This window comes from Modestobacter sp. SYSU DS0904 (assembly GCF_054051115.1).
Window position 1 is genome coordinate 32209 of sequence record NZ_JBJHAQ010000010.1, and the last position, 26203, is coordinate 58411.

A 26203-nucleotide genomic window follows, 5' to 3' on the forward strand; every position below is an offset into this window, starting at 1 on the left:
CTCGACGGACACCTCGCCCGCTGAACCTGGCGGCGTCCGGGCCCCGCCCAGGGGCCTCCCGGCACCCGAGGTGTCCCCGTGACCCCCACCCCGACCGCGCTCGCCCCGGCCCCCGCGCTCCGGTCCCCGACCACCGCCTACACGACCGCGCTGGCCACCCACCCCGCCGACCTCGCCGCCGTCCAGCGCCTGCGGCACGAGGTGTTCGCCGTCGAGGGCGGCGCCCAGCTGGGTTCTCCGGGCGCCGCCGTCGGCCGGGACGTCGACGAGTGGGACGAGCTCTGCGACCACCTGCTGGTCCGCGAGGACCGCACCGGCGAGGTGGTCGGCACCTACCGGCTGCTGCCGCCCGAACGCGCCGCCGTCGCGGGCCGCAGCTACTCGGCCGGCGAGTTCGACCTCGACCGGCACGCCGCCCTGCGCCCCGGCCTGGTCGAGGCCGGCCGCAGCTGCGTGCACCCCGCGCACCGCAGCGGCGCGGTGATCACCCGGCTCTGGGCCGGCGTGGCCCGCTACGTGCTCGACCGCGGCGCGACCCACCTGGCCGGTTGCGCCTCCGTGCCGCTGTCCGACGGCGGCGCGACCGCCGCCGGGGTGTGGGACCTGGTGCGCGCCCGGCACCTGTCCCCCGCGCACCTGCGGGTCGTGCCGCACCTGCCCTTCGACGTCGAGTCCCCACCCCGGCCGGTCCGGCTGGTGGTGCCACCCCTGCTGCGCGCCTACCTGAAGCTGGGCGCCCGGGTGTGCGGGCGGCCGGCCTGGGACCCGGCCTTCGGGACGGCGGACTTCTACGTGCTGCTCGACCTCGCCGACGTCCCCCGTCCGGTGCTCGACCGCCTCACCGGGGGTGCCCGATGAGCATCTGGCTGCCGGTCAGCACCTGCACCGCAGGCTGCGCGACCACGACCGCCGCACCGGTGCCGGCCGCCGTCCGGCGCCGCCGCTGGCTGCGGTTGTCCGGTGCACTCGCCGGGGCCGGTGCCGCCTCGCTGCGCGCGCCGGTGGCCAGCGCCCGCGGCCGCCGCCGGATCCTCGTCTGCGCCGCCGCCCGGGTGCTGACCGCGGTCGGCGTCCGCGTCGAGGTGCACGCCTCCCCGGTCGGCTGGCCCCGCACCGGGCCCGGGCACGGCCCCGGGCACCTGGTGGTCAGCAACCACGTCTCCTGGGTCGACGACCTGGCGATGCTCACCGTCGTCCCCGGCCTGCCGGTGGCCAAGCGCGAGGTGGGCGACTGGCCCCTGGTGGGCGGGCTGGCCCGCCGGGCCGGGCTGGTGCTGCTCGACCGCGCCCGGATCCGCACCCTGCCGGGCGCCGTGGCGCAGGCCGCCGCGGCGCTGCGCGCCGGCGCGACCGTGACGGTGCACCCGGAGGGGACGACGTCCTGCGGGGTGGAGCTGGCGCGGTTCCGCCCCGCCTTCTTCCAGGCCGCGGTCGACGCCGCCGCCCCGGTGTGCCCGGTCGCCGTCCGGTACCGGCTGGCCGACGGGGACCCCACTGCGCTCGCCGGCTACCTGGCCGACGAGCCGCTGTGGCGCAGCGTCGCCCGGGTGGTCGCCGCGCGGGGCCTGGTCGTCGAGGTGCACCTGCTGCCGGCGCTGGACCCGGCCGGGGCGGACCGCCGGGAGCTCGCCGCGCTGGCCGAGTACGCGGTCGCCTCGGTCACCGAGGTCCGCGCCCCGGTCGTCGCGGCGCACCCGCGCCGGCTGCGCGTGCCGGTGCGGCGGGTCGTGCCGGTGCCCCGGGAACCCTCCCGTGCTGCGTGAGCAGGTGCCCGCCGACCCGGCCACCGTGGCCGTGCCCGGCGCCCCGGGCATGCGCGTCCTGGTGGTCGCCGAGACCTTCCTGCCGGCGGTCAACGGGGTGGTGAACTCGGTCCTGCGGCTGGTCGACCACCTCGCCGTCCGCGGGCACGACCCGGTGGTGCTCGCGCCGTCGGGCGCCGACTACGAGTCCCGCTGCGGCGCCCGGGTGCAGGTGGTCACCGTGCCGGCGGTGCGGCTGCCGCGGTACCGGCAGCTGCAGCTGGCCCGCCCGACCGGCGACCTCATCTCGGTGGTGCGGCGGCTGGCGCCGGACGTCGTCCACCTCGCGTCCCCGGCGGTGCTCGGCCGGGCCGCGGGCCTCGCCGCACGCAGTCTGGGCGTGCCGATCGTCGCGGCGTTCCAGACCGACCTCGCCGCCTACGCCCAGCGCTACCGGCTGCCGGGCGGCCCGGCCGCGGCCTGGCGTCTCCTGCGCACGGTGCACGGCACCGCCGACCTCACGCTGGCGCCGTCCTCCGCGACGGCGGCGGCGCTCCAGCGGCACGGGATCGGCCCGGTGGCGCTCTGGCCGCGGGGCGTGGACCTGGAGCAGTTCTGCCCGGCCCGGCGCGACCCGGCGCTCCGCGCCGAGCTGGCGCCCGGCGGTGAACTGCTGGTCGGGGTGGTGGCGCGCCTGGCGCTGGAGAAGCGGCTGGAGCTGCTCGGCCCGGTCAGCGAACTGCCCGGCGTGCGGCTGGTCGTGGTCGGGGACGGTCCGCAGCGGCGGGCGCTGACCCGGGCGATGCCGCGGGCCCGATTCCTCGGCCAGCTCGGTGGGGCCGGCCTGGGCGCCGTCGTCGCCTCGCTGGACCTCTTCGTGCACCCCGGCCCGGACGAGACGTTCTGCCAGGCGGTGCAGGAGTCGCTGGCCGCCGGGGTGCCGGCGGTCGTCGCCGCATCGGGCGGACCGCTGGACCTCGTGCGGCACCGGGAGAACGGCTGGCTGTGGGCCGGCGACGACCCGCACCTGCTGGCCGCCGTCGTCGCGGGGGTGCGGGACGACCCGGCCGCGCTGGCGGCGGCCGCCGTCCGGGCGCGGCCCTCGGTGGAGGACCGCACCTGGGGCCGGGCCGGTGATGCGCTGATCGAGCACCTGCGGCGGGTCCGGGCCCCTGCGGCGCTGCCCCGGTGACCGCGCCGACGGGTTCCACGTGGAACCAGCCGGGCGGTTCGGGTGAGGATCAGGGCGTGGCCATCGAACCGACCCCCTCGTCCGTCATCGATCTGTCCCGGTGGCGGCTCAACGCCCTGCCGGACGCCAACAGCGACGAGGACTGGGACGACGACCGGGAGCTCTTCGACCCCGAGGGCAACCGCGTCGACTCCTGGCGCGAGGGCTTCCCCTACGACGAACGGCTGCCGCGCCGGGAGTACGAGGTGCAGAAGCGGCTGCTGCAGATCGAGCTGCTGAAGCTGCAGGGCTGGGTGAAGGCCACCGGGCAGAAGCTGGTCATCGTGTTCGAGGGCCGCGACGCCGCGGGCAAGGGCGGCACCATCAAGCGGTTCACCGAGCACCTGAACCCGCGCGGCGCCCGGGTGGTGGCGCTGGACAAGCCCTCCGAGCGCGAGCAGACCCAGTGGTACTTCCAGCGGTACGTGCAGCACCTGCCCGCGGCCGGGGAGATCGTGCTGTTCGACCGCTCCTGGTACAACCGCGCCGGCGTCGAGCGGGTGATGGGCTACTGCACGCCCGAGCAGTACCGGCTGTTCATGCGGCACGCCCCGGAGTTCGAGCGGATGCTCGTCGAGTCGGGCACCCACCTGGTCAAGTTCTGGTTCTCGGTGACCCGCAGCGAGCAGCGCAGCCGGTTCATCGTGCGCCAGATCGACCCGGTGCGGCAGTGGAAGCTTTCCCCCACCGACCTCGCCTCGCTGGACCGGTGGGACGCCTACACCGAGGCGAAGGAGGCGATGTTCCTGCACACCGACACGGAGCACGCGCCGTGGACGGTGGTCAAGAGCAACGACAAGAAGCGGGCCCGGCTCGGCGCCATGCGGCACGTGCTGCACCGCTTCGACTACACCGACAAGGACGCCGCGGCCGTCGGGACGCCCGACCCGCTGATCGTCGGCCCGGCCGCCGACGAGCTGCCCTCGGCGCGCTGACCCCGGGCAGCACGACCCCCCGGACAGCACAGCGCCCGCCCCGAACTGCCGGGGCGGGCGCTGTGCTGGTTCAGCCGGAGATCAGCGACGGTTGGTGTCGGTGACCTCGTCGGTGTCGACCTGCTCCTTGCGGACGGTCTCGTTCACCTGCTGCTGGTCGGTCACGGTCTCGGTGTCCATCCGGACACGCTCGACCGGGACGGCCTCCTTCTCCACGACCGGACGCTCGGCGTGCAGCGTCACCTCGTGCTCCTCCTCGGAGATGGCCGGCCCGTCCATGGCCTTGCCCCGGTTGGCGTCGGTGATCGGCTCGCGCTCGATCCGCACCTCCTCGTGGGACACCGGCACGGTCTCGGTCACGTTCTCGGTGACCACGTACTTGCGGAGCCGGGCGCGACCGGTCTCCTCCTTGCGGGTGCCGACGTTGACGCGCTCCTCGGAGAGGGTCATCGCGTCGTCCGTGGTCGGGCCGGAGGTGTCGTGCCCGGTGGTGCCGTGCCGGTTGGTGTCGGCCGTGCCGGCCGACTCCGTCCGGGCGGTGTCGGTGGTGTCGGTGCCGGTGGTGGCCGTGCCACGCGTGGTGCCGTAGTACCGGTAGAGCTCCTGCTCCTCCTCGGGGGAGAGGTGCCCGTCGGTGTCGATCTTCGGCGCGTCCTTGACCTGGGACTTGGTCACCGGGACACGGACGCCGTCACCGGTGAGGTCCGCGTCCGCGATCGGGACGAAGGACTCCTTGGTGCCGAACAGACCGGTCTTCACGGTGACCCACTCCGGGTTGCCGGACTGGTCGTCGAGGTAGACCTCGGAGGCAGTGCCGATCTTGTCGCCGGAGGCGTCGTAGACGTCTGCGCCGATCACGCGGTCGAGGGTGTCGGTGCCGATCATGGTTCCGTGCTCCTCTTCTCGGGGACGTGTCGTCGCAGACAGGTCTGCCCACCTATCACGAGCGGAAACGGGCTGTCCATGATCGACACCTCCGGACGCGGGTGACCGACGCGTCGCGCTGCCGCGATCTCGCTGGTCAGCGCCGCGCCAGGGGCGTCAACCGGGCACCGGGGGCGATCGGCGCGACACGCCCGGCGGTGCCGGATCGGCCCCGGGCAGGCGTGTCGTCCAGGTCTGCGCCCGGTTCCGCCGCAGCATGGGCGGGTGCCTCCTCGTTCGCCCTACGACAACCTGGTCCACCCGCGCACCCAGAAGAAGCCCTCACCCCAGGTCGAGGCGCTCAAGGACGTCGTCGTCGAGGACCCCAGCAGCGGGTTCGTCGGCGCCGTCGTGCGGTGCGAGAAGGACGTCGTCCACCTCGAGGACCGGTTCGGCAAGGTGCGCGCCTACCCGCTGGGCCCCGGCTTCTGGGTCGACGGCCGGCCGGTCGTGCTGGTGCGGCCCAAGCAGAACGCGCCGTCCGGCCCGCAGCGCAGCGCGTCGGGATCGACGTACGTCGTCGGCGCCCGCGCCCGCGTGGCCCGGGAGGGGCGCATCTACGTCGAGGGCAAGCACGACGCCGAGCTGGTGGAGAAGGTCTGGGGCCACGACCTGCGGATCGAGGGCGTCGTCGTCGAGCCGTTGCACGGCGTGGACGACCTGCCCGGGATCGTCAAGGAGTTCCGCCCGTCGTCGGGTCGGCGGCTGGGCGTGCTCGTCGACCACCTGGTGACCGGCTCCAAGGAGTCCCGGATCGCCGCCCAGATCACCGGCGACCACGCGCTCGTCGTCGGGCACCCGTTCATCGACATCTGGCAGGCCGTGAAGCCCTCGGTGGTCGGCATCGAGGCCTGGCCGACGGTGCCCCGGGGCGAGGACTGGAAGACCGGCGTCTGCCGGCGGCTGGGCTGGGAGGACGACACCGGCTACGTGTGGGCGCAGCGCATCCTGGCCCGGGTCAAGGTCTGGACCGACCTGGAGCCGACGCTGATCGGCCGGGTCGAGGAGCTCATCGACTTCGTCACCACGGACTGAGGGGCACCCCGGCTCCCGCACTGTGCGCCCGGGGCGTGTGTCCACACCGGAACCGGCCCTCGGCACACCGTGCCCCGGAGACGACGCCGGCCGCCGCCCCCAGCGGGGACGGCGGCCGGACGCGAGCTGCTGGTGTCAGCCCGGGATGTAGTTGAACTCGTCCGGGTTCGGGCCGTTGCGGCCGTCGGCGCGGTCCAGACCGTCGATCTCACGCATGTCGTCGTGGGTGAGCTCGAAGTCGAACAGGTCGAAGTTCTGCTCGACCCGTGCGCGGGTGACCGACTTCGGGAAGACGATGTCGCCCCGCTGGATGTGCCAGCGCAGCGTCGCCTGGGCCGGGGTCTTGCCGTACCGCTCGCCCACCCGGATGAGGGTCTCGTCGTCGAGGACCTTGCCCTGCGCGATCGGCGCCCAGGCCTCGGTGCGGATCTCGTGGTCGGCGTTGAACGCCCGCAGGTCGTTCTGCGCGAAGTACGGGTGCACCTCGATCTGGTTCACCACCGGGCGGATCTCGGTCTCCCCGAACATCCGGCGCAGGTGGTGGGCGTTGAAGTTGGAGACGCCGATGGCCTTGACCCGGCCGGAGCGGTAGATCTCCTCCATCGCCTTCCAGGTCTCGACGTAGTCGACGTCGATGCCCGGCAGCGGCCAGTGGATGAGGAACAGGTCCAGGTAGTCGAACTTCAGCGCGTCCATCGTCCCGTCGAACGCCTTCAGCGCGGCGTCGCGGGCGTGGAAGCCGTTGTTCAGCTTGGAGGTCACGAAGACCTCCTCGCGCGGGACGCCGGACTGGCGGACGGCCTCGCCGACCTCGGCCTCGTTGCCGTACATCTCGGCGGTGTCGATGTGCCGGTAGCCGACCTCGAGCGCCGTGCGGGTGGCCTCGACGGTGTCCTCGGGCTTGATCTGGAAGACGCCGAAGCCCAGCTGGGGGATCTCGACGCCGTTGTTCAGGGTGATCGTGGGCACGGTGGCCATGCGGTGTCCTCCTGGTTCGACTGCTGCGTGGGACTGGCGGCGCGCGACACCGTGGTGCGCTGCCGGCCTGGTGGTCCCCCGTACCCCGGGCACGCGGCCGCTATCCGCGAGTCATCTCACCCGGCCGGTGGGAATGCTCAACCGTTGGCCGCCAGGTGGTCGACCAGGCTGCCGGCGAACCCCTCGGCGACGGCGAGCTGCTCGCGCAGCGCGGTCACCCGGGCCGTGGCCGCCTCGTGGAACATCCGCAGCCGGTCGAGCAGCTGCGCCCGGTCACCCGCGCCCCGCTCCAGGTCGGCGAGCAGGGTGAGCAGCTCGTGCATCTCCTCGAGGCTGAAGCCCAGCGGCTTCATCCGCTTGACCACCTCGAACCGGGCGACGTCGGCCTCGCTGTAGAGCCGGAAGCCACCCTCGGTCCGCGTGGTGGGGACGACGAGGCCGTTCTCCTCGTAGAACCGGATGGTGCGCAGGCTGAGCCCGGTCCGCTCGGCGACCTGGCCGATCTGCATCAGCCCACCGCCGGCGGCCGCGGTGGCCGGCGGCATCAGTGCGCCCCGGCGAGCTGGCCGGTGTGCCGGTCGTAGCGGTCGGCCGAGTGGCCGGTCAGGCCGACGACCCGGACCTGCTTGCCGCGGGTCTCGTACTTGTGGGTGATCGCGTCGAGCGCGGCGACCGTGGAGGCGTCCCAGACGTGGGCGTCGGTGAGGTCGATGACGATGTTCTCCGGGTCGCCGGCGTAGTCGAACTGGGTGTACAGGTCGTTGCTGGAGGCGAAGAACAGCGCGCCGCTCACCTGGTAGACGCGGGTGTCGCCGTCCGGGTCGTCGACGCTGGTGACCTGGACGAGGTGCGCCACCCGGCGGGCGAACAGCACACAGGCGACGAGCACGCCCGCGGCGACGCCGATGGCGAGGTTGTGGGTGATCAGCGTGCCGGCGACGGTCGTGAGCATCACCGCGGTCTCGCTGCGCGGCATCCGGTGGATGGTGCGCAGGCTGTGCCAGTCGAAGGTGGCGATGGCCACGAAGATCATCACCGCGACGAGCGCGGCCATCGGGATGATCGCGACGACGTCGCCCAGCGCGACCACCAGCACCAGCAGCAGCGCACCGGCCAGGAACGTCGAGAGCCGGGTGCGGGCGCCGGACTTCACGTTGATCATGGTCTGGCCGATCATCGCGCAGCCGCCCATGCCGCCGAAGAAGCCGGAGGCGATGTTCGCGGTGCCCTGGCCCCAGGACTCACGCGTCTTGTTCGACGGGGTGTCGGTGAGGTCGTCGACCAGCTTCGCCGTCATCAGCGACTCCATCAGCCCGACGAAGGCGACGCCGAGGGCGTAGGGGGCGATGATCGTCAGCGTCTCGAGGTCGAAGGGGATGGCCGGGATGCCGAAGAACGGCAGGCTGTCGGGCAGCTCACCCTGGTCGCCCACGGTCGGCACGGTCAGGGCGGCGGCCACGGTGAGCCCGGTGAGCACCACGATCGACACCAGGGGCGCCGGGACGACCCTGGTCAGCCGCGGGAGCAGGAAGATGATCGCCAGGCCGGCGGCGACCATCGGGTAGACCAGCCAGGACACGTCGACCAGGTAGGGCAGCTGTGCGGTGAAGATCAGGATGGCCAGCGCGTTGACGAAGCCGACCATCACGCTGCGCGGGATGAACCGCATCAGCCGGGCGAAGCCGACCAGGCCCAGCAGGATCTGGAAGACGCCGCCGAGCACGACGGCGGCGAACAGGTACTCCACGCCGTACTGCAGGGCCAGCGGGGCCACCACCAGCGCGATGGCGCCGGTGGCCGCGGTGATCATGGCCGGGCGGCCACCGGTGAAGGCGATGACCACGGCCATCACGAACGAGGAGTAGAGGCCCACCCGCGGGTCGACCCCGGCGAGGATCGAGAAGCTGATCGCCTCGGGGATGAGCGCCAGGGCGACGACGAGGCCGGCCAGGATCTCGGTGCGGGCGACCGAGGGGGAGAGCCAGGATGGCCGGCTCAGGCGCGGCCGGGACCGCGCGGGCAGTGCTGAGGTCAAGGTGGGATCTCCAGGTCGTGCGCCGGCAGGCGCGGAGGCTCGGCGCCAGCGCGGCACCGGGAGGGCGGGAGGTGCGTCAGCGCACCCGGGGTCGCGTGCTCTGCAGGCCACCGGGGGACGTCGTCGACCCCAGGTGGCGGCACGCGGTGTCGGGGACAGTCTGCCGGAGACCCTGCCCTTACGTAAGGGTTGACAATGCGGCCTTCGTCACTCCGGCGGCGTCGCCGGCACCGTCCCCGGCTCCGCCGGCCGCGCGTCGGCCGGCACGACGGACGCCTCCTCCAGCGGCGGGGGGACCGGCGACAGCAGGGCCACCACCCCGACCACCAGCGGCAGCGCGGCGGAGGCGACCAGCGCGACGCCGTACCCCCCGGTGGCGTCGTGCACCAGGGCGAACCCCACCGGGCCGAGTGCGGTCGAGCCGACGCTGACCGCGGCGACCACGCCGCGGATGGCGCCGAGGTGGGTGGTGCCGAAGTAGCGCGGGAAGGCGCCGGCCTCCACGGTGCGCACCGCGCCGCCCGAACCGCCGATCAGCGCGCCGAACGCGAGGGCCGACCACCCCGGCGCGACCGCGGTGCCCATCAGCAGACCACCGGCGAGCAGGGCCCATGCAGACGGCGGTCACCCACCGGGGGTCGACCCGGTCGATGAGCGCGCCGACGGCGAGGGTGGCCAGCAGGGCCGCCGCGGTCTGCGGCAGGAAGTTGGCCGCCGCCTCGGTGCTGCTCAGCCCGCGCGCGCCGAGCAGGTCGATCTGGTGGAACGCGACGGCGGTGGAGAGCATCCCGGAGACCCCGACGGCGGTGATGACCACCCAGAACAGCGACACCCGGCTGGCCTGCGCCAGGGTCCGCCCCCGTGGCGGGGCGGCCACCGGGCCCTGCGACGACCGCCGGCCGTCCGGCTGCTGGCCGAGGTCGGCGGGGGAGTTCCGCACGCCGAACAGGGCGAGCGGGACCACGAGCGCCCACACGACCAGGCCCTCCACCACCCAGGCGGTCCGCCAGCCGTGCGCCCCGATCAGCGCCTCCAGCCCGATCGGCGCCAGCGAGATGCCGGCCGCACCGACGGCGGAGACCAGCCCCACCGCGGTCCCCCGCCGCCGGGTGAACCAGACCGCCACCGCCGTCGTGGCGGTCAGCCCGAGAGCGCCCTGACCGGCCATCCGGACCCCGACGAACCCCGCGGTCAGCCCGACGAGCCCGGAGACGAACGACAGGGCCAGCAGCACGCCACCGAAGACCAGGCCGACCAGGGCCATGGTGCGGCGGGTGCCCAGGCGGTCCAGCGCCCGGCCGACCAGCGGCATCGCGCCCGCGCCCACGAGGGTGCCGACCAGGTAGGCGGTGGAGATGGCCGACCGGCTGATGCCCAGGTCGGCGGTCATCGGGTCGATGAACGCCGAGATGGCGGCCGTCTGGCCGGGGGCGGTCAGCGCCAGGGCCAGCGCCGAGACGGCCACCATGTGCCAGCCGTAGAAGCCACCGGGAGAGCGGGGGCCGGACCGGTCCAGTGGTGCCGGGCGACGAGCGGGCGTGCGGAAGCGGGACGTCGGAGTGCCTTTCCCGGAGCGGGGCCGGCACCGTCGGCGGCCAGGGTGGTCCGGGTGGAACGGTAGCGGCGGGGCCGGGGCCGCGCCGGATCAGCGCGGTTGCGCCTCCGGCGCGCCGACGTCGGTGGACGGACCCGGTACCGAGGGCGGAGCCGCCACGACCGGGGCGTCCGGACGGCGCAGCACCAGCCACCCGACGACGCCGACGAGCCCGGCCAGCGCCGCGCCGGCCGCGGGGACGGCGAAGGCGGCCTCGGCACCCCAGGCGTCCACGGCCGCACCGGCCAGCGCGGACCCCGCGGTCACCCCGACCGTCAGCCCCGTCGAGGTCCAGGTCAGCCCCTCGGTGAGCGCCGCCCGGGGCACCCGCGACTCCACCAGCGACATCCCGGCGACCAGCACCGGGGCGATGGCCAGGCCGGCGAGGAAGGCCAGCCCGATGAGCATCGGCAGCGAGTCGACCAGGTGCAGCGTCTGCGCGGCCAGGGCGAACAGCAGCGCGCAGACCAGGAACCGGCTGACCAGGGTGCCGGGCAGCCGCAGCACGCCGTAGGCCAGGCCCGCGGCCAGGCTGCCCGCGGCGTACGTGGACAACGCGATCCCGGCGACGGCGGGATGCCCCTCCGCCTCGGCGAAACCGACGACCACCACGTCGATCGCGCCGAACACGCTGCCGATCGCCAGGTAGGTGACCGCGATCGCCACCAGCCCGGCGGTGAGCACCCGGACCCGGGGCCGCGGCTGACCGGCCACCCGGCGCTCCACCGGCGGCGCGGTCGCCTCCAGCCGGGAGAGCACCAACGCCCCGACCACGCCGAGCAGCAGCCCGGTCAGGAAACCGGCCGGCGGCGACACCGCGGCCGCCAGCACGGTCACCGCGGGCGGCGCGGCGACGAAGACCACCTCGTCGGCGACGGACTCGAAGGCGAACGCGGTCTGCCGCTGCGCGGCGTCCGGCAGCGCGTGCGCCCAGCGGCTGCGCACCACCGAGCCGACGTTGGAGCCGCTGGCCCCGCAGACGGCGGCCAGGGCGAACCAGGCCCAGCGGGGCCCGTCGGCCACCACCACGGTGACGAACGCCAGGCCGGTGACCAGGTAGAGCAGCGCCGTCCAGCGCAGCACCGGGCTCTGCCCGATCCGGTCCATCAGCCGGGCCCACTGCGGGCTGGCGATCGCGAAGGACAGCGACAGGGTGCCGGCGACCGCGCCGGCCAGCGCGTAGCTGCCGGTCTCACCGGCGACGAGCAGGACCGAGCCCAGCCCGACGGTCGCCATCGGCACGCGGGCGAACCAGCCGGCCAGGGAGAAGGCCCGGGAACCGGGCACGGTGAACAGCTGGGCGTAGGGGGAGAAGACGGTGCGGGGTGACACGTTCTCGTCTCGCGCTCTCTGGCCACAGGCGAGTGCGGGGGTGCCCGCCGGACCCTCGGGTGGCGGTGCCGAAGGTAGCAGCGCGCCACTGCTCGCGTGCGCCATTACATTGGGACCGGTGACGACCTCCAGCCCCCTGCCCGACCCGCGGGTGCGCCCGCAGGTCACCCCGGGCACCGGCGGTCTGGTGGACCGGCACGGCCGGGTCGCCACCGACCTGCGGGTGTCGCTCACCGACCGCTGCAACCTGCGCTGCACGTACTGCATGCCGCCGGAGGGCCTGCAGTGGCTGCCGAAGACGGAGCAGCTCACCGACGACGAGGTCGTCCGGCTGGTCCGGATCGGCGTCGAGCTGCTGGGCGTGCGCGAGGTCCGGTTCACCGGCGGGGAGCCGCTCCTGCGCCCCGGGCTGCCGGGCATCGTGGCGGCCAGCACGGCGCTGCTGCCCCGGCCGGACGTGTCCCTCACCACGAACGCGATCGGGCTCTCCCGGATGGCGCCGGCGCTGGCCGAGGCCGGGCTGGACCGGATCAACGTCAGCCTGGACACCCTGGACCGCGACCGGTTCAAGCAGCTGACCCACCGCGACCGGCTCGACGACGTGCTGGCCGGTCTCCGGGCCGCGCAGGACGCCGGGCTCACCCCGGTGAAGGTCAACGCCGTCCTGCTGCACGGGATCAACGACGTGGACGCCGTCCCGCTGCTGGACTTCTGCCTGGCGCAGGGCTACGAGCTGCGGTTCATCGAGCAGATGCCGCTGGACGCCCACCACGCCTGGACCCGCGGCCGGATGGTCACCGGCGAGGACATCCTGGAGCGGCTCTCGACCGCGCACACGCTGACCCCCGTCGAGGAGGACCGCGGCTCCGCCCCCGCCGAGCGCTGGCTGGTCGACGGCGGCCCGGCCACGGTCGGCGTGATCGCCTCGGTCACCCGCTCCTTCTGCGGCGCCTGCGACCGCACCCGGGTCACCGCCGACGGTCAGGTGCGCAACTGCCTGTTCGCCCGCGAGGAGTCCGACCTGCGCGGCCCGATGCGCACCGGCGCCACCGACGCCGAGCTGGCCGACCGCTGGCGGATCGCCACCCTGGGCAAGCTGCCCGGCCACGGCATCGACGACCCGTCGTTCCTGCAGCCCTCGCGGCCGATGTCCGCGATCGGGGGCTGAGACCGGTGACGGTCACGGTCAGGTACTTCGCCGGGGCGCGCGCCGCCGCGGGCGTGACCACCGAGTCGCGCGAGGCGGCCAGCCTCGAGGAGCTGGTCGGTCAGATCGTCGACGCGCACGGCGAGCGGCTGGAGCGGGTGCTCACCGCCTGCTCGTTCCTGGTCGACGGAACGCAGACCCGGGACCGGTCGTTGGTGCTTGCGCCCGGCGCGGTGGTCGACGTCCTGCCGCCGTTCGCGGGCGGATGAGACAGGAGAGTGACATGAGCATCTGGGACAAGGCGAAGGCCAAGGTCGACCAGGCCGTGGGGCACGCCGAGGAGCTCTGGGGTCAGTCGCACGGCGACGCGGCCGCCGCTCTCGACGGCGAGGCCCGCCGGCTGGAGGGCGAGGCCGAGGAGGAGCAGGTCGAGCGCTCCGAGCACGAGCACCCCGAGCACCAGGACCCCCAGCACCAGGACCCCACACACCAGGACCCCGAGCACCAGCACCCCGGAGACCGGAAGCCGGACGACGACGGGCTGGCCGGCGCCGGCGCCCGCTGACCCCGCTCAGCCGGCGCGGACCGGCGCGGCGAGGCGGATGGCGACCAGCGCCACGTCGTCCTCCGGCCGGCCGTGCACCAGCCGGTCCAGCAGTTCGTCGCACAGCTGACCCAGCGGCAGGCCGGCGAGGTCGACCGCGGCCTGCCGCAGGCGCGTCATCCCCTCGTCCAGGTCGCCGCCACGCCGCTCGATGAGCCCGTCGGTGTAGAGCAGCACGGTCGTCCCGCAGTCCAGGGTGACCACCGACTCCGCCCGCTCGGCGGTGGCGTCGACCCCCAGCATCAGGTCGCCGCGCCAGTCGGCGAGCGCGGCGAGGGTGCCGTCGGGGTGGATCACCAGCGGTGGCAGGTGCCCGGCGTTGCTCCAGCGCATCCGGGTGAGCCCGCGGTCGGCCTCCGCCGGCGTCTGCTCGAAACGGGCCACGGCGGCGGTGGCGTAGGTGTCCACGTGCAGCTGCGCCATCGCGGCGTCCAGCCCGCGGAGCACCTCCCCGGGGCCGGCGTCGCTGTAGACGGCGACCCCGCGCAGCAGTGCCCGCAGCTGGCCCATCGCTGCCGCGGCCACGGTGTCGTGCCCGACGACGTCCCCGATCACCAGCATCGTCGCCCCGGAGGGCTGGGTGAACGCGTCGTACCAGTCACCGCCGACCCGGGCGGCCTCCGCCGCCGGGGTGTACCGGACCACCACCTCCGCCTGGTCGTCCTCGTAGCCGCCGGTGAGCAGGCTGCGCTGCAGGGCCTCGGCCAGCTGCCGCTGCTGGTCGAACAGCCGGGCGTTGTCCAGCACCAGGCCGGCGCGGTCGGCGACCTCCTGGGAGGTGGCCAGATCGGCCTCGCTGGGGGCGCGGCCGCCGTCGAAGTAGAGGGTGAGGACGCCGAGGGTGCGGCCGCGGCCACGCAGCGGCAGGGTCACCCCCGAGTTCGGCGCCAGCAGGCGCAGCAGCTCCCGGGCCTCGCAGTCGGGCAGCAGGTCGGCGACGTCGGCGCCGGGGGCGACCACCGTCTCCCCCATCAGCGCCCGCACCACCGGCGAGGCGACCGGCATCGACGACAACCGGACCTCGGCGTACCGCGACACCAGCGCGCGCTTGGCCGGGTCGACGTGCCACGAGCCGACGTCGCGCGGGCGCCCGTCGCCGTCGAGGACGGTGAGGATGCACCAGTCGCCCATCACCGGGACGATCAGCCGCGGGATGCGCGCGGCGGCGGTGTCGACGTCCAGGGTGCCGGCCAGCTCCGCGCTGACCCGGGCCAGCATCGCCAGCCGCTCCTGGGCGGCCCGTCGGTCGGTGACGTCGATGAAGTACATGCCCAGGCCCGCCGCACTGGGCACGGCGCGCGCCTCGAACCAGCGGTTGAGCGGGTGCGGGTAGAACGCCTCGACGACGGCCGGACGCCCGGTGGCCAGGCACTCGCGGAAGGTGCGGCCGAACTCGTTGTCGACGCTCGCCGGGAACACCGCCCAGTAGTCCTGGCCGACCAGCTCCTCGCGGGGCCGGCCGACGACCGCCTCGCCCGCGGCGTTGAGGTAGGTGATCCGCCACTCGCGATCGACGGACAGGTAGCCCATCGGCATCACCTCGAGCTGCCGCTCGATGCCCTCGTGGGTCGCCACGCCCGCACCTCCCCGTCCCGGTTCAGAGGCCGAGCGGTTCAGTTATGTCATGACGGATCGATGACGAGCAAGCAGCCCGACCCCAGGCGCACCACCGGTCACGGGCAGGCGACCCACTCCTCCTGGCCGTCGGTGAACACCTGGCGCTTCCAGATCGGCAGCCGGGCCTTGACCTCGTCGACCAGCTCGGCGCAGGCGGCGAAGGCCTGGCCGCGGTGCGCGGCGCTGACCGCGCACGCCAGCGCGACGTCGCCGATGGCCAGCAGGCCGATCCGGTGCGAGACGGCGACCGACCGGACCTCCGGGCGCGCGGCGAACTCCGCGGCGATCTCGGCGATCAGCTCCGGCGCGGTCGGGTGGCCGACGTACTCCAGCTCGGTGACCGACCGGCCGCCGTCGTGGTCGCGGACGACGCCGGCGAAGGAGACCACGGCGCCGGCCGCGTCGTCCGCCACGGCGTCCTCGTGCTCGGCGACCGAGAGCGGCTCGTCGGTGACCCGGGTCAGCAGCGTGCTCACGGCGGCGAAGGTACTCGCGGTCACGCCGTCGGCGGCACGTCGAGGTCGGTGGGGTCGGCCAGGCCGGTGCAGTCGACCTCGACGACGTCGCGGCCGGCCAGGTAGCCGCGCGCGCCCTCGTCGCCGGTCGCCGTCCCGGCCACCCCGGCCCAGTGCTCGCGGCCGAGCAGCACCGGGTGGCTGCGGACGCCGTCGTAGGTGGCCACCGCCAGGGCGTCGGGCGCGGCGTGACCGGCGACCCGGGCCAGCGCCTCCGGCGTCATCCCCGGCATGTCGACCAGCTGGACGAGCGCCGCGTCGACCCGGCCCGGCCACCCCAGCAACCCCTGCAGACCGGTGCGCAGGCTGGAGGCCATCCCGGTCTCCCAGTCGCGGTTGGCCAGCACGGTGGCGCCGGAGAGGTCGGCGCGCTGCCACACCTCCACGGCTGCCGCGCCGAGGACGACGAGCACCGGGTCGCACACCGCCGTCGCCGTCCGCACCGCCCGCTCGACCAGCAGGCTGCCCCGGTACTCGACCAGGGCCTTGGGCATGCCGTACCGCCGGCCGCCTCCCGCGGCGAGCACCAACCCGGCGACGGGCGCATCCGATGTCATCCGCCCACTGTCTCAGCGGGGGTGGACGGTGATCTCGCTGGCCTTCACCGCGGCCCACACCCGGGCGCCCGGGGCCAGGGCCAGCTCGGCGAAGGCCGCGGCGGTGACGTCGGCGGTCAGCGGCACCTCCCCGGCCAGGTCGCAGCGCACCACCGAACCGTGCGGCGTGGCGGCGACCAGCTCCACCGGCCACACGTTGCGCGGGCTGCCGCCGGGCCGCTCCCGGTGCAGCGCCACCGACTCCGGCCGGACGGCGGCGAACACCGGGCCCTGCGCCGGTTCCGCGATCGACACGTGGCCCCCTCCGTCCAGCGCCACCGACGTGCCCGCGGCGACCCCGGGGAGCAGCACCAGCCCGACCAGCCGGGCGACGTAGTCGGTGCGCGGCCGGCGGGCCACCTCCGCCGGCGTCCCGGTCTGCACGACCCGCCCGTCCTCCACCACCAGCACCCGCCCGGCCAGCGCCATCGCGTCCACCGGGTCGTGCGAGACCAGGACCGCGCTGCCGCCGTAGTCGGCCAGGTGCCGGTGCAGCTCGGCCCGGACGGCAAGCCGGGTGCGGGCGTCCAGCGCCGACAGCGGCTCGTCCAGGAGCAGCACCCGCGGGTCGCCGACCAGCGCCCGGGCCAGCGCGGCCCGCTGGGCCTGCCCACCGGAGAGCTGCCCGGGGCGCCGTTCGCCGAGCTCCCCGAGCCCGACCCGGTCCAGCCAGCCGGCCGCCGCCGCGCGGGCGTCCGCGCGGCGGGCGCCCCGGCAGCGCGGGCCGAAGGCGACGTTCTCGGTGATCGACAGGTGCGGGAAGAGCAGGTGGTCCTGGAACACCATGCCCAGCGGGCGGCGGTGCGCGGGGAGGTGCACGCCCGATGCGTCCCAGACCTGGTCGTCGACCCGGACCCGGCCGCCGTCCGGGCGCAGCAGCCCGGCGAGCACCCGCAGGACGGTGGACTTGCCCGCACCGTTCGGCCCCAGCACCGCCAGCACCTCGCCGTCGGCGACGGACAGCTCGACGTCGACGGTGAACCCGCCCCGGTCGACGACGACGCGCGCGTCGAGGGTCACGCCGCCGCCCGCCCCAGCCAGCGGTCGCGGAGCAGCAGCAGGGTGGCAAGCGAGACGCCGAGCAGCACCAGGGACAGCGCGATCGCCGCCTCCGGGTCCGACTGCAGCGCCAGGTAGACCGCCAGCGGCATCGTCTGCGTCGTCCCGGGGAAGTTGCCGGCGAAGGTGATCGTCGCGCCGAACTCGCCCAGCGCGCGGGCCCAGCACAGCACCGCGCCGGCGGCGATCCCCGGCGCGACCAGCGGCAGGGTGACCCGGCGGAACGTCGTCCACCGGTCGGCGCCGAGGGTGGCCGCGGCGTCCTCGAACCGGGCGTCGGCGGCGCGCAGCGCCCCTTCCACGCTGATCACCAGGAACGGCATCGCCACGAACGTCTCGGCGATGACGACGGCGGTGGTGCTGAACGGGATGGTGACGCCCCACCACTCGTACAGCCACTGCCCGACGAGCCCCTGCCGGCCGAGCACCAGGAAGAGGGCGACGCCGCCCACCACCGGGGGCAGCACCAGCGGCACCGTCACCAGCGCCCGGAGCACGCTGCGCCCGCGCGCCCGGGAACGGGCCAGCACCCAGGCCAGCGGCACCCCGAGCAGCAGGGACGACCCGGTGGCGAGGGTGGCCGACACCAGCGACAGCCGCAGCGCCTGGCCCACCGCCGGCTCGGCCAGCAGGGTCGGGAGCTGCGACCAGGGAGCCCGCAGCACCAGGCCGAGCAGCGGCAGCACCAGGAAGCAGACGGCGAGCACCGCCGGCACCAGCAGCGGCACCGGCACCCCGCCGTCCCGGGGCCCCCGCGCGTCGCTCACGGGGCGGTGCTCATGGGACGGAGAAGCCGGCGTCGGCCAGCGCCTGCTGCCCGGCGTCGCTGAGCACCAGGTCGACGAAGGCCTGCGCCGCGACCGGGTGCGGCGCGTCGGCCAGGGTCGCCAGCGGATAGCGGTTGGCGACCTGCTCGGCCTCGCCGAAGGCGAACGCCAGCACCCGGTCACCGGCGGCGACGACGTCGGAGCGGTAGACCAGCCCGGCGTCCACCTCACCCAGCTCGACCTTGGTCAGCACGGCGCGCACGTCGTCGTCGTAGGTGTCCGGCGCGTCGGACCGGCCGGCCACCTCGAGCACCTCCGCGGCAGCCGCCCCGCAGGGCACCTCGGCGGCGCAGACGGCGAGCGTGACGTCCGAGGGCAGCAGGTCGGCCAGCGAGGGGATGCCGGCCGCCGCCGGCGGGGCGATCCCGGCGGGGTTCGACACCGGGACGGCGAGCATCAGCCGGTTGGCCGCGTAGACCTCCGGGTCCCCGGCCAGCCCGGCGTCGGCGACCCGGGCCAGCTGCTCCGCGTCCGCCGGGGCGAAGACGTCGGCCGGTGCCCCCTGGGTGAGCTGGGTGGCCAGCGTCGAGCTGCCGGCGAAGGTGAACTGCACGGTCAGCCCGGGGCGCTGGTCCTCCAGCTGGGCACCGAGCTCGGTGAAGACGTCGGTGAGCGAGGCGGCCGCGAACACGGTGAGGGTGTCCTCGTCCTCCGCCGGGGCCCCGCAACCGGTCAGCACAAGAGCCGAGGTCGCCGCAGCCAGCGCCCTCCTCACGGCACGATGACCTGGCAGGTGCGCGCTCGCTCCGCTCCTCGCTCGCTGACGCTCGCTGCGATGCTCACTCACGGCACGTCCACGCTGACCTGGGTGGCCTTCACCGTCGCCACCGCCCGGCCGCCGACCTCCAGGCCCAGCTCGTCGGCGGCCTCCCGGCTCATCAGCGACACCAGCCGGAAGGGCCCGGCCTGGATCTCCACCTGGGCCATGACGCCGTCTCGCAGCACCCGGGTGACGATCCCGGCCATCCGGTTGCGGGCCGAGGACGACCGGGTGACCCCGGGCGGCGGGGTCTCGTGCAGCTCCACGGCCACCCGGGCGAGGTCCGCGCCGTCGACCTGGGCCGGGCCGGCATCCCGGTGGGCGGCGAGCCGGTCGGCCTCGATCCAGCGCCGCACGGTGTCGTCGCTCACACCGAGCAGCGCAGCGGCCTCGGCGATGCGGTAGGTGGCGGGCACCGGCGCACCGTAGCGACCGCAGGTGCGGACCTACAAGAACATAGCAACCGCAGATGCGGACTTCACGGGTCAGACCAGGGCGCGGCGGCGGAGCAGCACCGGGTGCCGGCCGCGGACCGGCTGGGCCCCGGGCCGGGCCGGGCGCAGCGACTCGAGCGACCAGATGCCGACGCGGACCAGGGCCTCGCGGATGATCCGGCCGCTCATCTTGCTCTGCCCGAACTCCCGGTCGGCGAAGACGATCGGCACCTCGGCCAGCCGCAGCCCCCGGGACCACACCTGCCGGGCCATGTCGATCTGGAAGCAGTACCCCTGCGACTGCACCGACCCCAGGTCCAGCGACTCCAGCGCCTGCCGCCGGAAGGCCCGGAACCCGCCGGTCGCATCGCCCAGCGGCAGGCCGAGGGCGACCTGCACGTACCGGTTCGCCGTGCGGCTGAGCAGCTCGCGGTGCCGCGGCCAGTCGCGCACGCTGCCACCGGGCACCCAGCGCGAGCCCAGGACGGCGTCGGCGGTGGCGAGCCGGTCCAGCAGCCGGGGCAGGTCCTCCGCGCGGTGCGACCCGTCGGCGTCCATCTGCGCGATGACGTCGTAGCCCTGGTCCAGCGCCCAGCGGAAGCCCTGGACGTAGGCCGGGCCCAGGCCGGCCTTGCCCGGCCGGTGCAGCACGTGCACGCGGGGGTCCGCGGCGGCGATCCGGTCGGCCAGGGCGCCGGTGCCGTCCGGGCTGTTGTCGTCGACGACCAGGACGTGCGCGTCCGGGACGGCCTGCAGCACGGCGGTCAGCGTCCGGGGCAGGCTCTCGAACTCCTGGTAGGTGGGGATGCAGACACACACGCTCGGAGGGGTCACCGTCGGAGCCATTGCCGACGCCCGGCCTGCGGACACCCCCTGGAAAGACACGATTCGGCATCGATCCATAACCGGCGATACCGGATCGTTACCCGATCTCGCGGGTCACCCGGCCGGTGCGCGGTCATGGGAGCAGGGACCGTTTCACCCGATCTCAGGAGCACCCCATGAACCGCATCGTCCGCGGCGTTGCCGCCGCGTCCTTCTCCGGCCTGGTCGTCTTCGGCGTCGGCGCCTGTGGCGCCGAGGAGGAGGGCACCGTCGAGGTCACCGAGACCGAGCAGGTCACGGAGACCGAGGAGACGTCGACCGAGGTCACCGAGACCCTCGAGCCGACCGAGACCGAGGTGTCGACCGAGGAGGAGGTCGTCGAGACCGAGACCGAGGTCGACACCGAGACCGAGACCGAGTTCGCCACCGAGACCAACTGACCGGTGCACCTGGCCGCACCAGCGGCTGAACAGTCCCCAGCGGGCGGCGCCTCCGGGCGCCGCCCGCTGTGGGTCTGGGCACTGCCCCTGACGCTCTTCCTGCTGGGCACCGCACTCCGGTTCTGGGCCCTGGGCGACCCGGACCGGCTGTACTTCGACGAGAAGTACTACGCCCAGGACGCGCTCGACTACGTCACCCGGGGCGTCGAGGAGGGCCGGCCGGCCCACCCTCCGCTGGGCAAGTGGGTCATCGCGCTGGGCATCGAGGCCTTCGGGTACACCCCGTTCGGCTGGCGGATCGGCGTCGCGCTCGCCGGGTCGCTGACGGTCCTGCTGACCTACCTCGCGGGACGGCGGCTGCTCCGACACCCGGCCGCGGCCGCCCTCGCCGCGGTCCTGGTGGCGCTGGACGGGCTCGCCCTGACGAGCAGCCGGATCGCCATGCTGGACGCCGTCCTGGGGCTGTTCGTCGTCCTGGCCGTCTGGCTGGTGCTCGTCGACCGGGACGCCCGCCGCCACGACCGCCGGGCCGGGGAGCCGCTGCGCAGCTCGTTCCTCGGCTCCCGGTACCGCTGGCTTGCCGGGCTCGCCCTGGGCCTGGCCGTGGCGACGAAGTGGTCCGGCCTGCTGGCCGTCGGCGCCGCCGGCCTCCTGGTGCTCGGCACCGAGCTCGCCGGACGGTCGGAGGGAGCCGGCCGGGCGATCCGCCGCGGCCTGGCGGTGAGCGCCGGGGCCGCACTGAGCTTCCTGCTGCTGCCGGCCGTCGTCTACCTCGCCAGCTTCACCGGCTGGTTCCTCAACTACGCCGACAGCGAGGCCGGCGCCCGCGCCTGCGGCCCCGGGGAGTGCACCGCGTCGATCGGTGAGCGGCTGGACACCTGGGTCGACAGCCAGGTCGACCTCGTCGGCTTCCACCAGCGCCTCGAGGCCACCCACCCGTACCGGTCGGACCCGCTGGGCTGGCCGTGGCTGGAACGCCCGGTGCTGGTCTACCTGGAGTCCTGCACCACCACCGAGCAGGTCGAGGAGGGCTGCGCCGTCCCGGCGGGGACCCAGGCCCGGATCGTGCTGCTCGGCAGCCCCGCGCTGTGGTGGCCCGCCCTGCTCGCCGCCCCGGTGCTGCTCTGGCGGTCGGTCGCCCGGCGGGACGGCGTGGCGGCGACGATCGGGGTCACCCTGCTGGCGCTGTGGCTGCCCTGGCTGGCCGCGGGGAAGCCGGGCTACTTCTTCTACCTGGTGCCCGCCGTGCCGTTCCTCGCCCTGGGCCTGGTGTACGCCGTGCAGCTCAGCCGGTGGCCGCGCGTGCTGGGCGCCGGGCTGCTCGCGCTCGCCGTCGCCGCGTCCGCCTTCTTCGCGCCGATCTGGTTCGGCACGCCGCTGACCCCCGACCAGCTCGACCTGCGGTACTGGCTGGGCTCCTGGCGGTGACCCGCGCCGCACCTGCGCGTCGTTTGTCGATCTCGGGGGTCGGGAATCCGGCGCCGGTGACCAGCACCGCTCAGCAGAACCCCGTCGGCGGCTCGGCCTCGGCGCGCACCCGGCGCATCCGGCAGACCGCCCGGGAGGTGCTCGGCTTCACCGAGTTCCGCCCCGGCCAGGAGGAGGCGATGAAGGCCGTCGCCGCCGGCCGGGACACCCTGGCCGTGCTGCCCAGCGGCGCGGGCAAGTCGGCGGTCTACACGGTGCTCGGCGCTCTCCTCGAGGGGCCGGTGCTCATCGTCTCGCCGCTCATCGCGCTGCAGCGCGACCAGGTCCAGCGGCTGGCGGAGCTGGGGGAGGAGACCGTCGGCCGGGCCGCCGTGCTGAACTCCAACCTGTCCGGCGGTGACCAGCAGGCGGTGCTCGACGGGCTGCGTGACGGAACGGTCCGCTTCTGCTTCCTCGCGCCCGAGCAGCTGGCCAAGCCCGAGGTCGTCGAGACGATCCGGCAGGCCGAGCCCGCGCTGTTCGTCGTCGACGAGGCGCACTGCGTCTCCGCCTGGGGCCACGACTTCCGCCCCGACTACCTGCGCCTGGGCGGGGTGGTCGAGCAGCTCGGCCACCCGACCGTGCTGGCGCTGACCGCCACCGCGGCTCCGCCGGTGCGCGCGGAGATCGTCGAGCGGCTGGAGATGCGCGACCCGGAGGTCGTCGTCGCCGGGTTCGACCGGCCGGAGATCCGGCTGGAGGTCGAGCAGCACGCCGACGCGCACGGCAAGCACGCCGCGGTGCTCGACCGGGTCACCGAGCTGACCGGGCGTGGCACCGGGATCCTCTACAGCGCCACCCGCCGGGGCACCGAGGAGTTCGCCGAGCAGCTCACCGAGCGTGGGCTGCGGGCGCGGGCCTACCACGCCGGGCTGAAGAAGAGCGACCGCGAGGACGTGCAGCGGGCCTTCATGGCCGACGAGCTGGACGTCGTCGTCGCCACCACCGCCTTCGGGATGGGCATCGACAAGCCCGAGACCCGGTTCGTGGTGCACGCCGAGCCCGCCGACTCCGTCGACAGCTACTACCAGGAGATCGGTCGCGCCGGCCGCGACGGCGAGCCGGCCGTCGCAGTGCTGGTGTACCGGCAGGAGGACCTCGGCATCCGCAAGTTCTTCGCCGCCGGTGCCCCGGCGGAGGAGGAGCTGCAGCAGGTCGCCGGGCTGGTCCGGGCCGGCACCGAGGCCGGCATGGACGGCGTCGACGTGACGGACCTGCGCACGGAGACCGGCCGCGCCGCCACCCCGCTGGTGCGGGACCTGAACCTGCTGGCGCAGGCCGGCGCGGTGGTGCTGGACGACGAGGGGACGGCCTCCCCCGCCCCCGACGCCCCGGCACCGGGCGAGGCCGCGGCGGCCGCCCGCGAGCTGGCCGAGCACCACGTCCGGGTCGACGAGAGCCGGGTCGAGATGATGCGCGGCTACGCCGAGACCACCGGCTGCCGGCGCCAGTTCCTGCTCGGCTACTTCGGGGAGCAGCTGGACTCCCCGTGCGGCAACTGCGACAACTGCACCGCCGGGCTCTCCACCGAGCAGCGCACCGCCGACGCCGACCACCCGTTCCCGGTCGACTCGGCCGTCGAGCACACCGAGTGGGGTCCGGGCATCGTGATGCGCCACGAGGACGACCGGGTGGTCGTGCTCTTCGAGGAGGTCGGCTACAAGACCCTCGCCCTCCAGGCCGTCGTCGACAACCAGCTGCTCACCGAGCGCGCCGGCGGGTGATCTGCGCCGGTTCGCCGTGCGGGTTCCCGGCGGTGGCTTGATCATGAGCGGGGACCGGGCCGCTGGAGCCCGGCCGGGAGGAGTGCGTACGTGAAGGTCCTGGGCATCAACGCGATCTACCACGACCCGGCGGCGGCCCTGGTCGTCGACGGCAAGGTCGTGGCCGCGGCCGAGGAGGAGCGGTTCAGCCGGCGCAAGCACGGCAAGCGCCCGCTGCCCTGGAGCGCCTGGGAGCAGCCGGAGCTCGCCGCGGCGTGGTGCCTGGCGGAGGCCGGGATCCGGCCCGAGGAGCTCGACGCGGTCGCCTACTCCTTCGACCCGGCGCTGATGGGCACCCCGGAGGAGTCCGGGCTGAACGACCCCGGCGACGTCATGCGCAAGCAGTACGCGGAGATGGCGCCGGACTTCCTCGCGCACGCCCTGCCCGGTCTGGACCCGGCGAAGGTGCGCTTCGTCAAGCACCACGTCGCGCACGCCGCCTCGGCCGGCAAGGCCGCCCCGCAGCGGGACAACGCCGTGCTGGTGCTCGACGGCCGCGGCGAGGCGCACAGCCACCTCGCCGGCCGGTACGTCGACGGCCAGCTGGAGGTGCTCGCCGGCCAGGCGCTGCCGCACTCGCTGGGCCTGATGTACGAGGACCTCACCGCCCATCTGGGCTTCCTGCGGAGCTCCGACGAGTTCAAGGTCATGGCGATGGCCTCCTACGGCAAGCCACGCTTCCTCGGTGAGCTGTCCGAGCTGATCCGGGCCACCGGCGACGGCGGGTTCCGCACCGAGGAGATCGACTACACCGAGTTCGCCCCCCGGCTGCGCAAGGGCGACCGGTGGACCGCCGACCACGCCGACCTGGCCGCCAGCGTGCAGGCGCGGCTGGAGGAGGTGCTGGTCGACCTGGCCCGCTGGGTGCACGAGCAGACCGGGGAGAAGACCCTCACCCTGGCCGGCGGCACCGCGCTCAACTGCGTGGCCAACACCCGGATCCTCGCCGAGAGCCCGTTCGAGGAGGTCTGGGTGCAGCCGGCCGCCGGTGACGCCGGCACCGCTCTGGGCGCCGCCCTGCACGTGGCCGCCGAGCTCGGTGAGACCACCGAGCCGATGCCGGGTGCGGCGCTGGGCCGCGGCTGGAGCGACGACGAGATCGAGCAGTGGCTGCAGACCGCCGCGATCGACTACGAGCGCCCCGACGACGTCGCCGAGGCCGTCGCCGAGGTGCTGGCCGACAACGGCATCGTCGCCTGGTTCCAGGGCCGCAGCGAGTACGGCCCGCGCGCCCTGGGCCACCGCTCGCTGCTCGCCCACCCCGGGTACGAGGCCAACCTCGAGCGGATGAACGACGTCAAGGGCCGCGAGCAGTTCCGCCCCGTGGCGCCGATGGTGCTGCTGGAGAAGGCCCCGGAGATCTTCAGCCGCGGCCCCATCCCCTCGCCGTACATGCTCTTCGTGCACGACGTCGCCCCGGAGTGGAAGGACCGCATCCCCACGGTCACCCACGTCGACGGGACGGCGCGGATCCAGACCATCGACCCGGAGACCGAACCGCTGGTGCACCGGATGATCTCGGCGTTCGAGCGGCGCACCGGCGTCCCGGTCGTGGTCAACACCAGCCTGAACACCGCCGGGCGGCCGATGGTCGACGACCCGCGGGACGCGCTGGAGTGCTTCGGCTCCGCCCCGGTCGACCTGCTGGCCATCGGTCCGTTCGTCGTCCGGCGCCCGAAGGCGACCGCCCGCCCCGCCTGAAGATCACGATCCGGGAACGACCGCCACCTGATCGGGTGGCGATCGTTTTCCTGCCGCGAGCCTGGGAACTCCCTGTGCTGGCGCGCTGAGAACTGGCGGGCCGAAGACGACACCGGAGGCATCCATGACCACAGCAGACCAGCCCGGCGCCGGCCGCCGAGGCATGACCTGGCCTCAGATGCTCGCCCTGGCGATCGGCGTGATCTACACGCTCATCGGCATCATCGGGTTCTTCATCACCGGGTTCGACGACTTCGCCGCGCACACCGACGAGACGTTGATCGGGTTCTCCATCAACCCGCTGCACAACATCGTGCACCTGGTGATCGGCCTGGCCGGGATCGCGCTGTCCCGGACCCTGGGCGCCGCGCGCACCTACGGGTGGCTGCTCGCCGTCGGCTACGGGGCCGCGTTCATCTACGGCCTGTTCGCCGCCGGCGAGGAGGAGCCGCTGAACTTCCTCAGCATCAACTGGGCGGACAACTGGCTGCACCTGGTCAGCGCCCTCGCCGGCCTGGCCATCGCGCTGGGCCCGGTCAAGCACGCGGGCACCCGCGGCCGGGACGAGTCCCTCCGCACCCGCTGACCCCGGCCTCCCGGCAGCTGCCACTGCGGGGACCGACCGACACCGCCGCCCCGGCC

27 protein-coding genes and 1 pseudogene are annotated in these 26203 nt (G+C 74.5%); 13 read left to right on the forward strand and 15 right to left on the reverse strand.

Annotation, left to right across the window (positions count from 1 at the left end; translation table 11 throughout):
- Window positions 1-78: 78 nt before the first annotated feature.
- The 4 genes from ACI79U_RS08975 to ppk2 are packed head-to-tail and all read left to right on the forward strand — an operon-like array spanning window position 79 to window position 3908.
- Window positions 79-858 (forward strand): GNAT family N-acetyltransferase, encoded by a 780-nt coding sequence (locus tag ACI79U_RS08975; protein ID WP_457066618.1) that lies wholly within the window; start codon window positions 79-81, stop codon window positions 856-858.
- Window positions 855-1763 (forward strand): lysophospholipid acyltransferase family protein, encoded by a 909-nt coding sequence (locus ACI79U_RS08980; protein WP_457066620.1) that lies wholly within the window; start codon window positions 855-857, stop codon window positions 1761-1763. Before ACI79U_RS08975 ends, ACI79U_RS08980 begins: the two co-directional genes overlap by 4 nt.
- On the forward strand, window positions 1753-2934 hold the full coding sequence (locus tag ACI79U_RS08985; RefSeq protein ID WP_457066622.1) for a glycosyltransferase: 1182 nt from the start codon (window positions 1753-1755) through the stop codon (window positions 2932-2934). The genes ACI79U_RS08980 and ACI79U_RS08985 overlap by 11 nt, the downstream gene beginning before the upstream one ends.
- Window positions 2935-2990: 56 nt before the next feature.
- Window positions 2991-3908: a polyphosphate kinase 2 gene (gene ppk2, locus ACI79U_RS08990; protein WP_457066624.1), complete on the forward strand. Its 918-nt coding sequence runs from the start codon at window positions 2991-2993 to the stop codon at window positions 3906-3908.
- Window positions 3909-3989: 81 nt separating this feature from the next.
- Here ppk2 and ACI79U_RS08995 read toward each other — a convergent pair whose 3' ends face one another.
- Window positions 3990-4793 carry a DUF2382 domain-containing protein gene (locus ACI79U_RS08995; protein WP_457066626.1) on the reverse strand — a complete coding sequence of 268 codons (804 nt, stop codon included), beginning with the start codon at window positions 4791-4793 and terminating at the stop codon, window positions 3990-3992.
- A 264-nt stretch (window positions 4794-5057) separates the two neighbouring features.
- Between ACI79U_RS08995 and ACI79U_RS09000 the strand changes: the two genes are divergently transcribed.
- Window positions 5058-5867: a DUF3097 domain-containing protein gene (locus ACI79U_RS09000; RefSeq protein ID WP_457066628.1), complete on the forward strand. Its 810-nt coding sequence runs from the start codon at window positions 5058-5060 to the stop codon at window positions 5865-5867.
- Window positions 5868-6002: 135 nt separating this feature from the next.
- On the opposite strand, the gene ACI79U_RS09005 is transcribed toward ACI79U_RS09000, so the two are convergent.
- From ACI79U_RS09005 to ACI79U_RS09025, 5 genes are all read right to left on the reverse strand, one after another.
- On the reverse strand, window positions 6003-6845 hold the full coding sequence (locus ACI79U_RS09005) for an aldo/keto reductase (RefSeq protein ID WP_457066630.1): 843 nt from the start codon (window positions 6843-6845) through the stop codon (window positions 6003-6005).
- Window positions 6846-6982: 137 nt separating this feature from the next.
- The gene (locus ACI79U_RS09010; protein ID WP_457066632.1) at window positions 6983-7390 is read right to left on the reverse strand and encodes a MerR family transcriptional regulator; all 408 of its coding nucleotides are present in this window, start codon (window positions 7388-7390) and stop codon (window positions 6983-6985) included.
- Window positions 7390-8880, reverse strand: a complete 1491-nt coding sequence (locus tag ACI79U_RS09015) for a SulP family inorganic anion transporter (protein WP_457066634.1) — start codon at window positions 8878-8880, stop codon at window positions 7390-7392. The genes ACI79U_RS09010 and ACI79U_RS09015 overlap by 1 nt, the downstream gene beginning before the upstream one ends.
- Window positions 8881-9058: 178 nt before the next feature.
- The gene (locus ACI79U_RS09020) at window positions 9059-10348 is read right to left on the reverse strand and encodes an MFS transporter (protein ID WP_457066636.1); all 1290 of its coding nucleotides are present in this window, start codon (window positions 10346-10348) and stop codon (window positions 9059-9061) included.
- Between the two features lie 177 nt (window positions 10349-10525).
- Window positions 10526-11806 (reverse strand): MFS transporter, encoded by a 1281-nt coding sequence (locus ACI79U_RS09025; protein ID WP_457066638.1) that lies wholly within the window; start codon window positions 11804-11806, stop codon window positions 10526-10528.
- Window positions 11807-11924: 118 nt separating this feature from the next.
- Between ACI79U_RS09025 and moaA the strand changes: the two genes are divergently transcribed.
- Genes moaA through ACI79U_RS09040 form a run of 3 tightly spaced genes read left to right on the forward strand, consistent with a single transcriptional unit; the run spans window position 11925 to window position 13518 of the window.
- Window positions 11925-12974 carry a GTP 3',8-cyclase MoaA gene (moaA, locus tag ACI79U_RS09030; protein ID WP_457066640.1) on the forward strand — a complete coding sequence of 350 codons (1050 nt, stop codon included), beginning with the start codon at window positions 11925-11927 and terminating at the stop codon, window positions 12972-12974.
- 5 nt (window positions 12975-12979) lie between these two features.
- Window positions 12980-13222: a MoaD/ThiS family protein gene (locus ACI79U_RS09035; RefSeq protein WP_457066642.1), complete on the forward strand. Its 243-nt coding sequence runs from the start codon at window positions 12980-12982 to the stop codon at window positions 13220-13222.
- Between the two features lie 14 nt (window positions 13223-13236).
- On the forward strand, window positions 13237-13518 hold the full coding sequence (locus ACI79U_RS09040) for a hypothetical protein (protein ID WP_457066644.1): 282 nt from the start codon (window positions 13237-13239) through the stop codon (window positions 13516-13518).
- A gap of 6 nt (window positions 13519-13524) precedes the next feature.
- Here ACI79U_RS09040 and ACI79U_RS09045 read toward each other — a convergent pair whose 3' ends face one another.
- The 9 genes and pseudogenes from ACI79U_RS09045 to ACI79U_RS09085 all read right to left on the reverse strand — a co-directional run bounded on the left by ACI79U_RS09045 (window position 13525) and on the right by ACI79U_RS09085 (window position 20184).
- Window positions 13525-15132, reverse strand: a complete 1608-nt coding sequence (locus ACI79U_RS09045; RefSeq protein ID WP_457066646.1) for a SpoIIE family protein phosphatase — start codon at window positions 15130-15132, stop codon at window positions 13525-13527.
- Window positions 15133-15230: 98 nt separating this feature from the next.
- Entirely contained in the window at window positions 15231-15650 is a 420-nt protein-coding gene (locus tag ACI79U_RS09050; RefSeq protein WP_457066649.1) for a molybdenum cofactor biosynthesis protein MoaE, read from the reverse strand.
- 20 nt (window positions 15651-15670) lie between these two features.
- On the reverse strand, window positions 15671-16246 hold the full coding sequence (locus ACI79U_RS09055; protein WP_457066652.1) for a nucleotidyltransferase family protein: 576 nt from the start codon (window positions 16244-16246) through the stop codon (window positions 15671-15673).
- 12 nt (window positions 16247-16258) lie between these two features.
- Complete coding sequence (locus ACI79U_RS09060; protein WP_457066895.1) at window positions 16259-16714, reverse strand: TOBE domain-containing protein; 456 nt, start codon at window positions 16712-16714, stop codon at window positions 16259-16261.
- Window positions 16715-16834: 120 nt separating this feature from the next.
- Window positions 16835-17296 (reverse strand): annotated as a pseudogene (locus tag ACI79U_RS09065) (ATP-binding cassette domain-containing protein); the annotation flags it as partial.
- A gap of 5 nt (window positions 17297-17301) precedes the next feature.
- Window positions 17302-18111 (reverse strand): ABC transporter permease, encoded by an 810-nt coding sequence (locus tag ACI79U_RS09070; protein WP_457066654.1) that lies wholly within the window; start codon window positions 18109-18111, stop codon window positions 17302-17304.
- 10 nt (window positions 18112-18121) lie between these two features.
- The gene (gene modA, locus ACI79U_RS09075) at window positions 18122-18886 is read right to left on the reverse strand and encodes a molybdate ABC transporter substrate-binding protein (protein WP_457066656.1); all 765 of its coding nucleotides are present in this window, start codon (window positions 18884-18886) and stop codon (window positions 18122-18124) included.
- A gap of 68 nt (window positions 18887-18954) precedes the next feature.
- The gene (locus tag ACI79U_RS09080; RefSeq protein WP_457066658.1) at window positions 18955-19347 is read right to left on the reverse strand and encodes a TOBE domain-containing protein; all 393 of its coding nucleotides are present in this window, start codon (window positions 19345-19347) and stop codon (window positions 18955-18957) included.
- 69 nt (window positions 19348-19416) lie between these two features.
- The gene (locus ACI79U_RS09085; RefSeq protein WP_457066661.1) at window positions 19417-20184 is read right to left on the reverse strand and encodes a polyprenol monophosphomannose synthase; all 768 of its coding nucleotides are present in this window, start codon (window positions 20182-20184) and stop codon (window positions 19417-19419) included.
- A 182-nt stretch (window positions 20185-20366) separates the two neighbouring features.
- Here ACI79U_RS09085 and ACI79U_RS09090 point away from each other — a divergent pair, with 182 nt between their 5' ends.
- The 5 genes from ACI79U_RS09090 (at window position 20367) to ACI79U_RS09110 (ending at window position 26147) form a co-directional block, all read left to right on the forward strand.
- Window positions 20367-20630 carry a hypothetical protein gene (locus ACI79U_RS09090; RefSeq protein WP_457066662.1) on the forward strand — a complete coding sequence of 88 codons (264 nt, stop codon included), beginning with the start codon at window positions 20367-20369 and terminating at the stop codon, window positions 20628-20630.
- A gap of 3 nt (window positions 20631-20633) precedes the next feature.
- The gene (locus ACI79U_RS09095) at window positions 20634-22058 is read left to right on the forward strand and encodes a phospholipid carrier-dependent glycosyltransferase (protein WP_457066664.1); all 1425 of its coding nucleotides are present in this window, start codon (window positions 20634-20636) and stop codon (window positions 22056-22058) included.
- Between the two features lie 56 nt (window positions 22059-22114).
- A complete protein-coding gene (locus ACI79U_RS09100; protein WP_457066666.1) occupies window positions 22115-23821 on the forward strand; it encodes a RecQ family ATP-dependent DNA helicase in 1707 nt (568 codons plus the stop codon).
- Between the two features lie 90 nt (window positions 23822-23911).
- Window positions 23912-25561, forward strand: a complete 1650-nt coding sequence (locus tag ACI79U_RS09105; RefSeq protein WP_457066669.1) for a carbamoyltransferase family protein — start codon at window positions 23912-23914, stop codon at window positions 25559-25561.
- Between the two features lie 124 nt (window positions 25562-25685).
- Window positions 25686-26147, forward strand: a complete 462-nt coding sequence (locus ACI79U_RS09110) for a DUF4383 domain-containing protein (protein WP_457066671.1) — start codon at window positions 25686-25688, stop codon at window positions 26145-26147.
- The last annotated feature ends 56 nt before the right edge of the window (window positions 26148-26203 follow it).

Coding starts and splice junctions, on each gene's coding strand:
- ACI79U_RS08980 (WP_457066620.1), top strand. CDS start 855: ATGAGCATCTGGCTGCCGGTCAGCACCTGCACCGCAGGCTGCGCGACC.
- ACI79U_RS08995 (WP_457066626.1), bottom strand. CDS start 4,793: ATGATCGGCACCGACACCCTCGACCGCGTGATCGGCGCAGACGTCTAC.
- ACI79U_RS09005 (WP_457066630.1), bottom strand. CDS start 6,845: ATGGCCACCGTGCCCACGATCACCCTGAACAACGGCGTCGAGATCCCC.
- ACI79U_RS09010 (WP_457066632.1), bottom strand. CDS start 7,390: ATGCCGCCGGCCACCGCGGCCGCCGGCGGTGGGCTGATGCAGATCGGC.
- ACI79U_RS09020 (WP_457066636.1), bottom strand. CDS start 10,348: ATGGTGGCCGTCTCGGCGCTGGCCCTGGCGCTGACCGCCCCCGGCCAG.
- ACI79U_RS09040 (WP_457066644.1), top strand. CDS start 13,237: ATGAGCATCTGGGACAAGGCGAAGGCCAAGGTCGACCAGGCCGTGGGG.
- ACI79U_RS09055 (WP_457066652.1), bottom strand. CDS start 16,246: ATGACATCGGATGCGCCCGTCGCCGGGTTGGTGCTCGCCGCGGGAGGC.
- ACI79U_RS09060 (WP_457066895.1), bottom strand. CDS start 16,714: ATGGCGCTGGCCGGGCGGGTGCTGGTGGTGGAGGACGGGCGGGTCGTG.
- ACI79U_RS09090 (WP_457066662.1), top strand. CDS start 20,367: ATGAACCGCATCGTCCGCGGCGTTGCCGCCGCGTCCTTCTCCGGCCTG.
- ACI79U_RS09110 (WP_457066671.1), top strand. CDS start 25,686: ATGACCACAGCAGACCAGCCCGGCGCCGGCCGCCGAGGCATGACCTGG.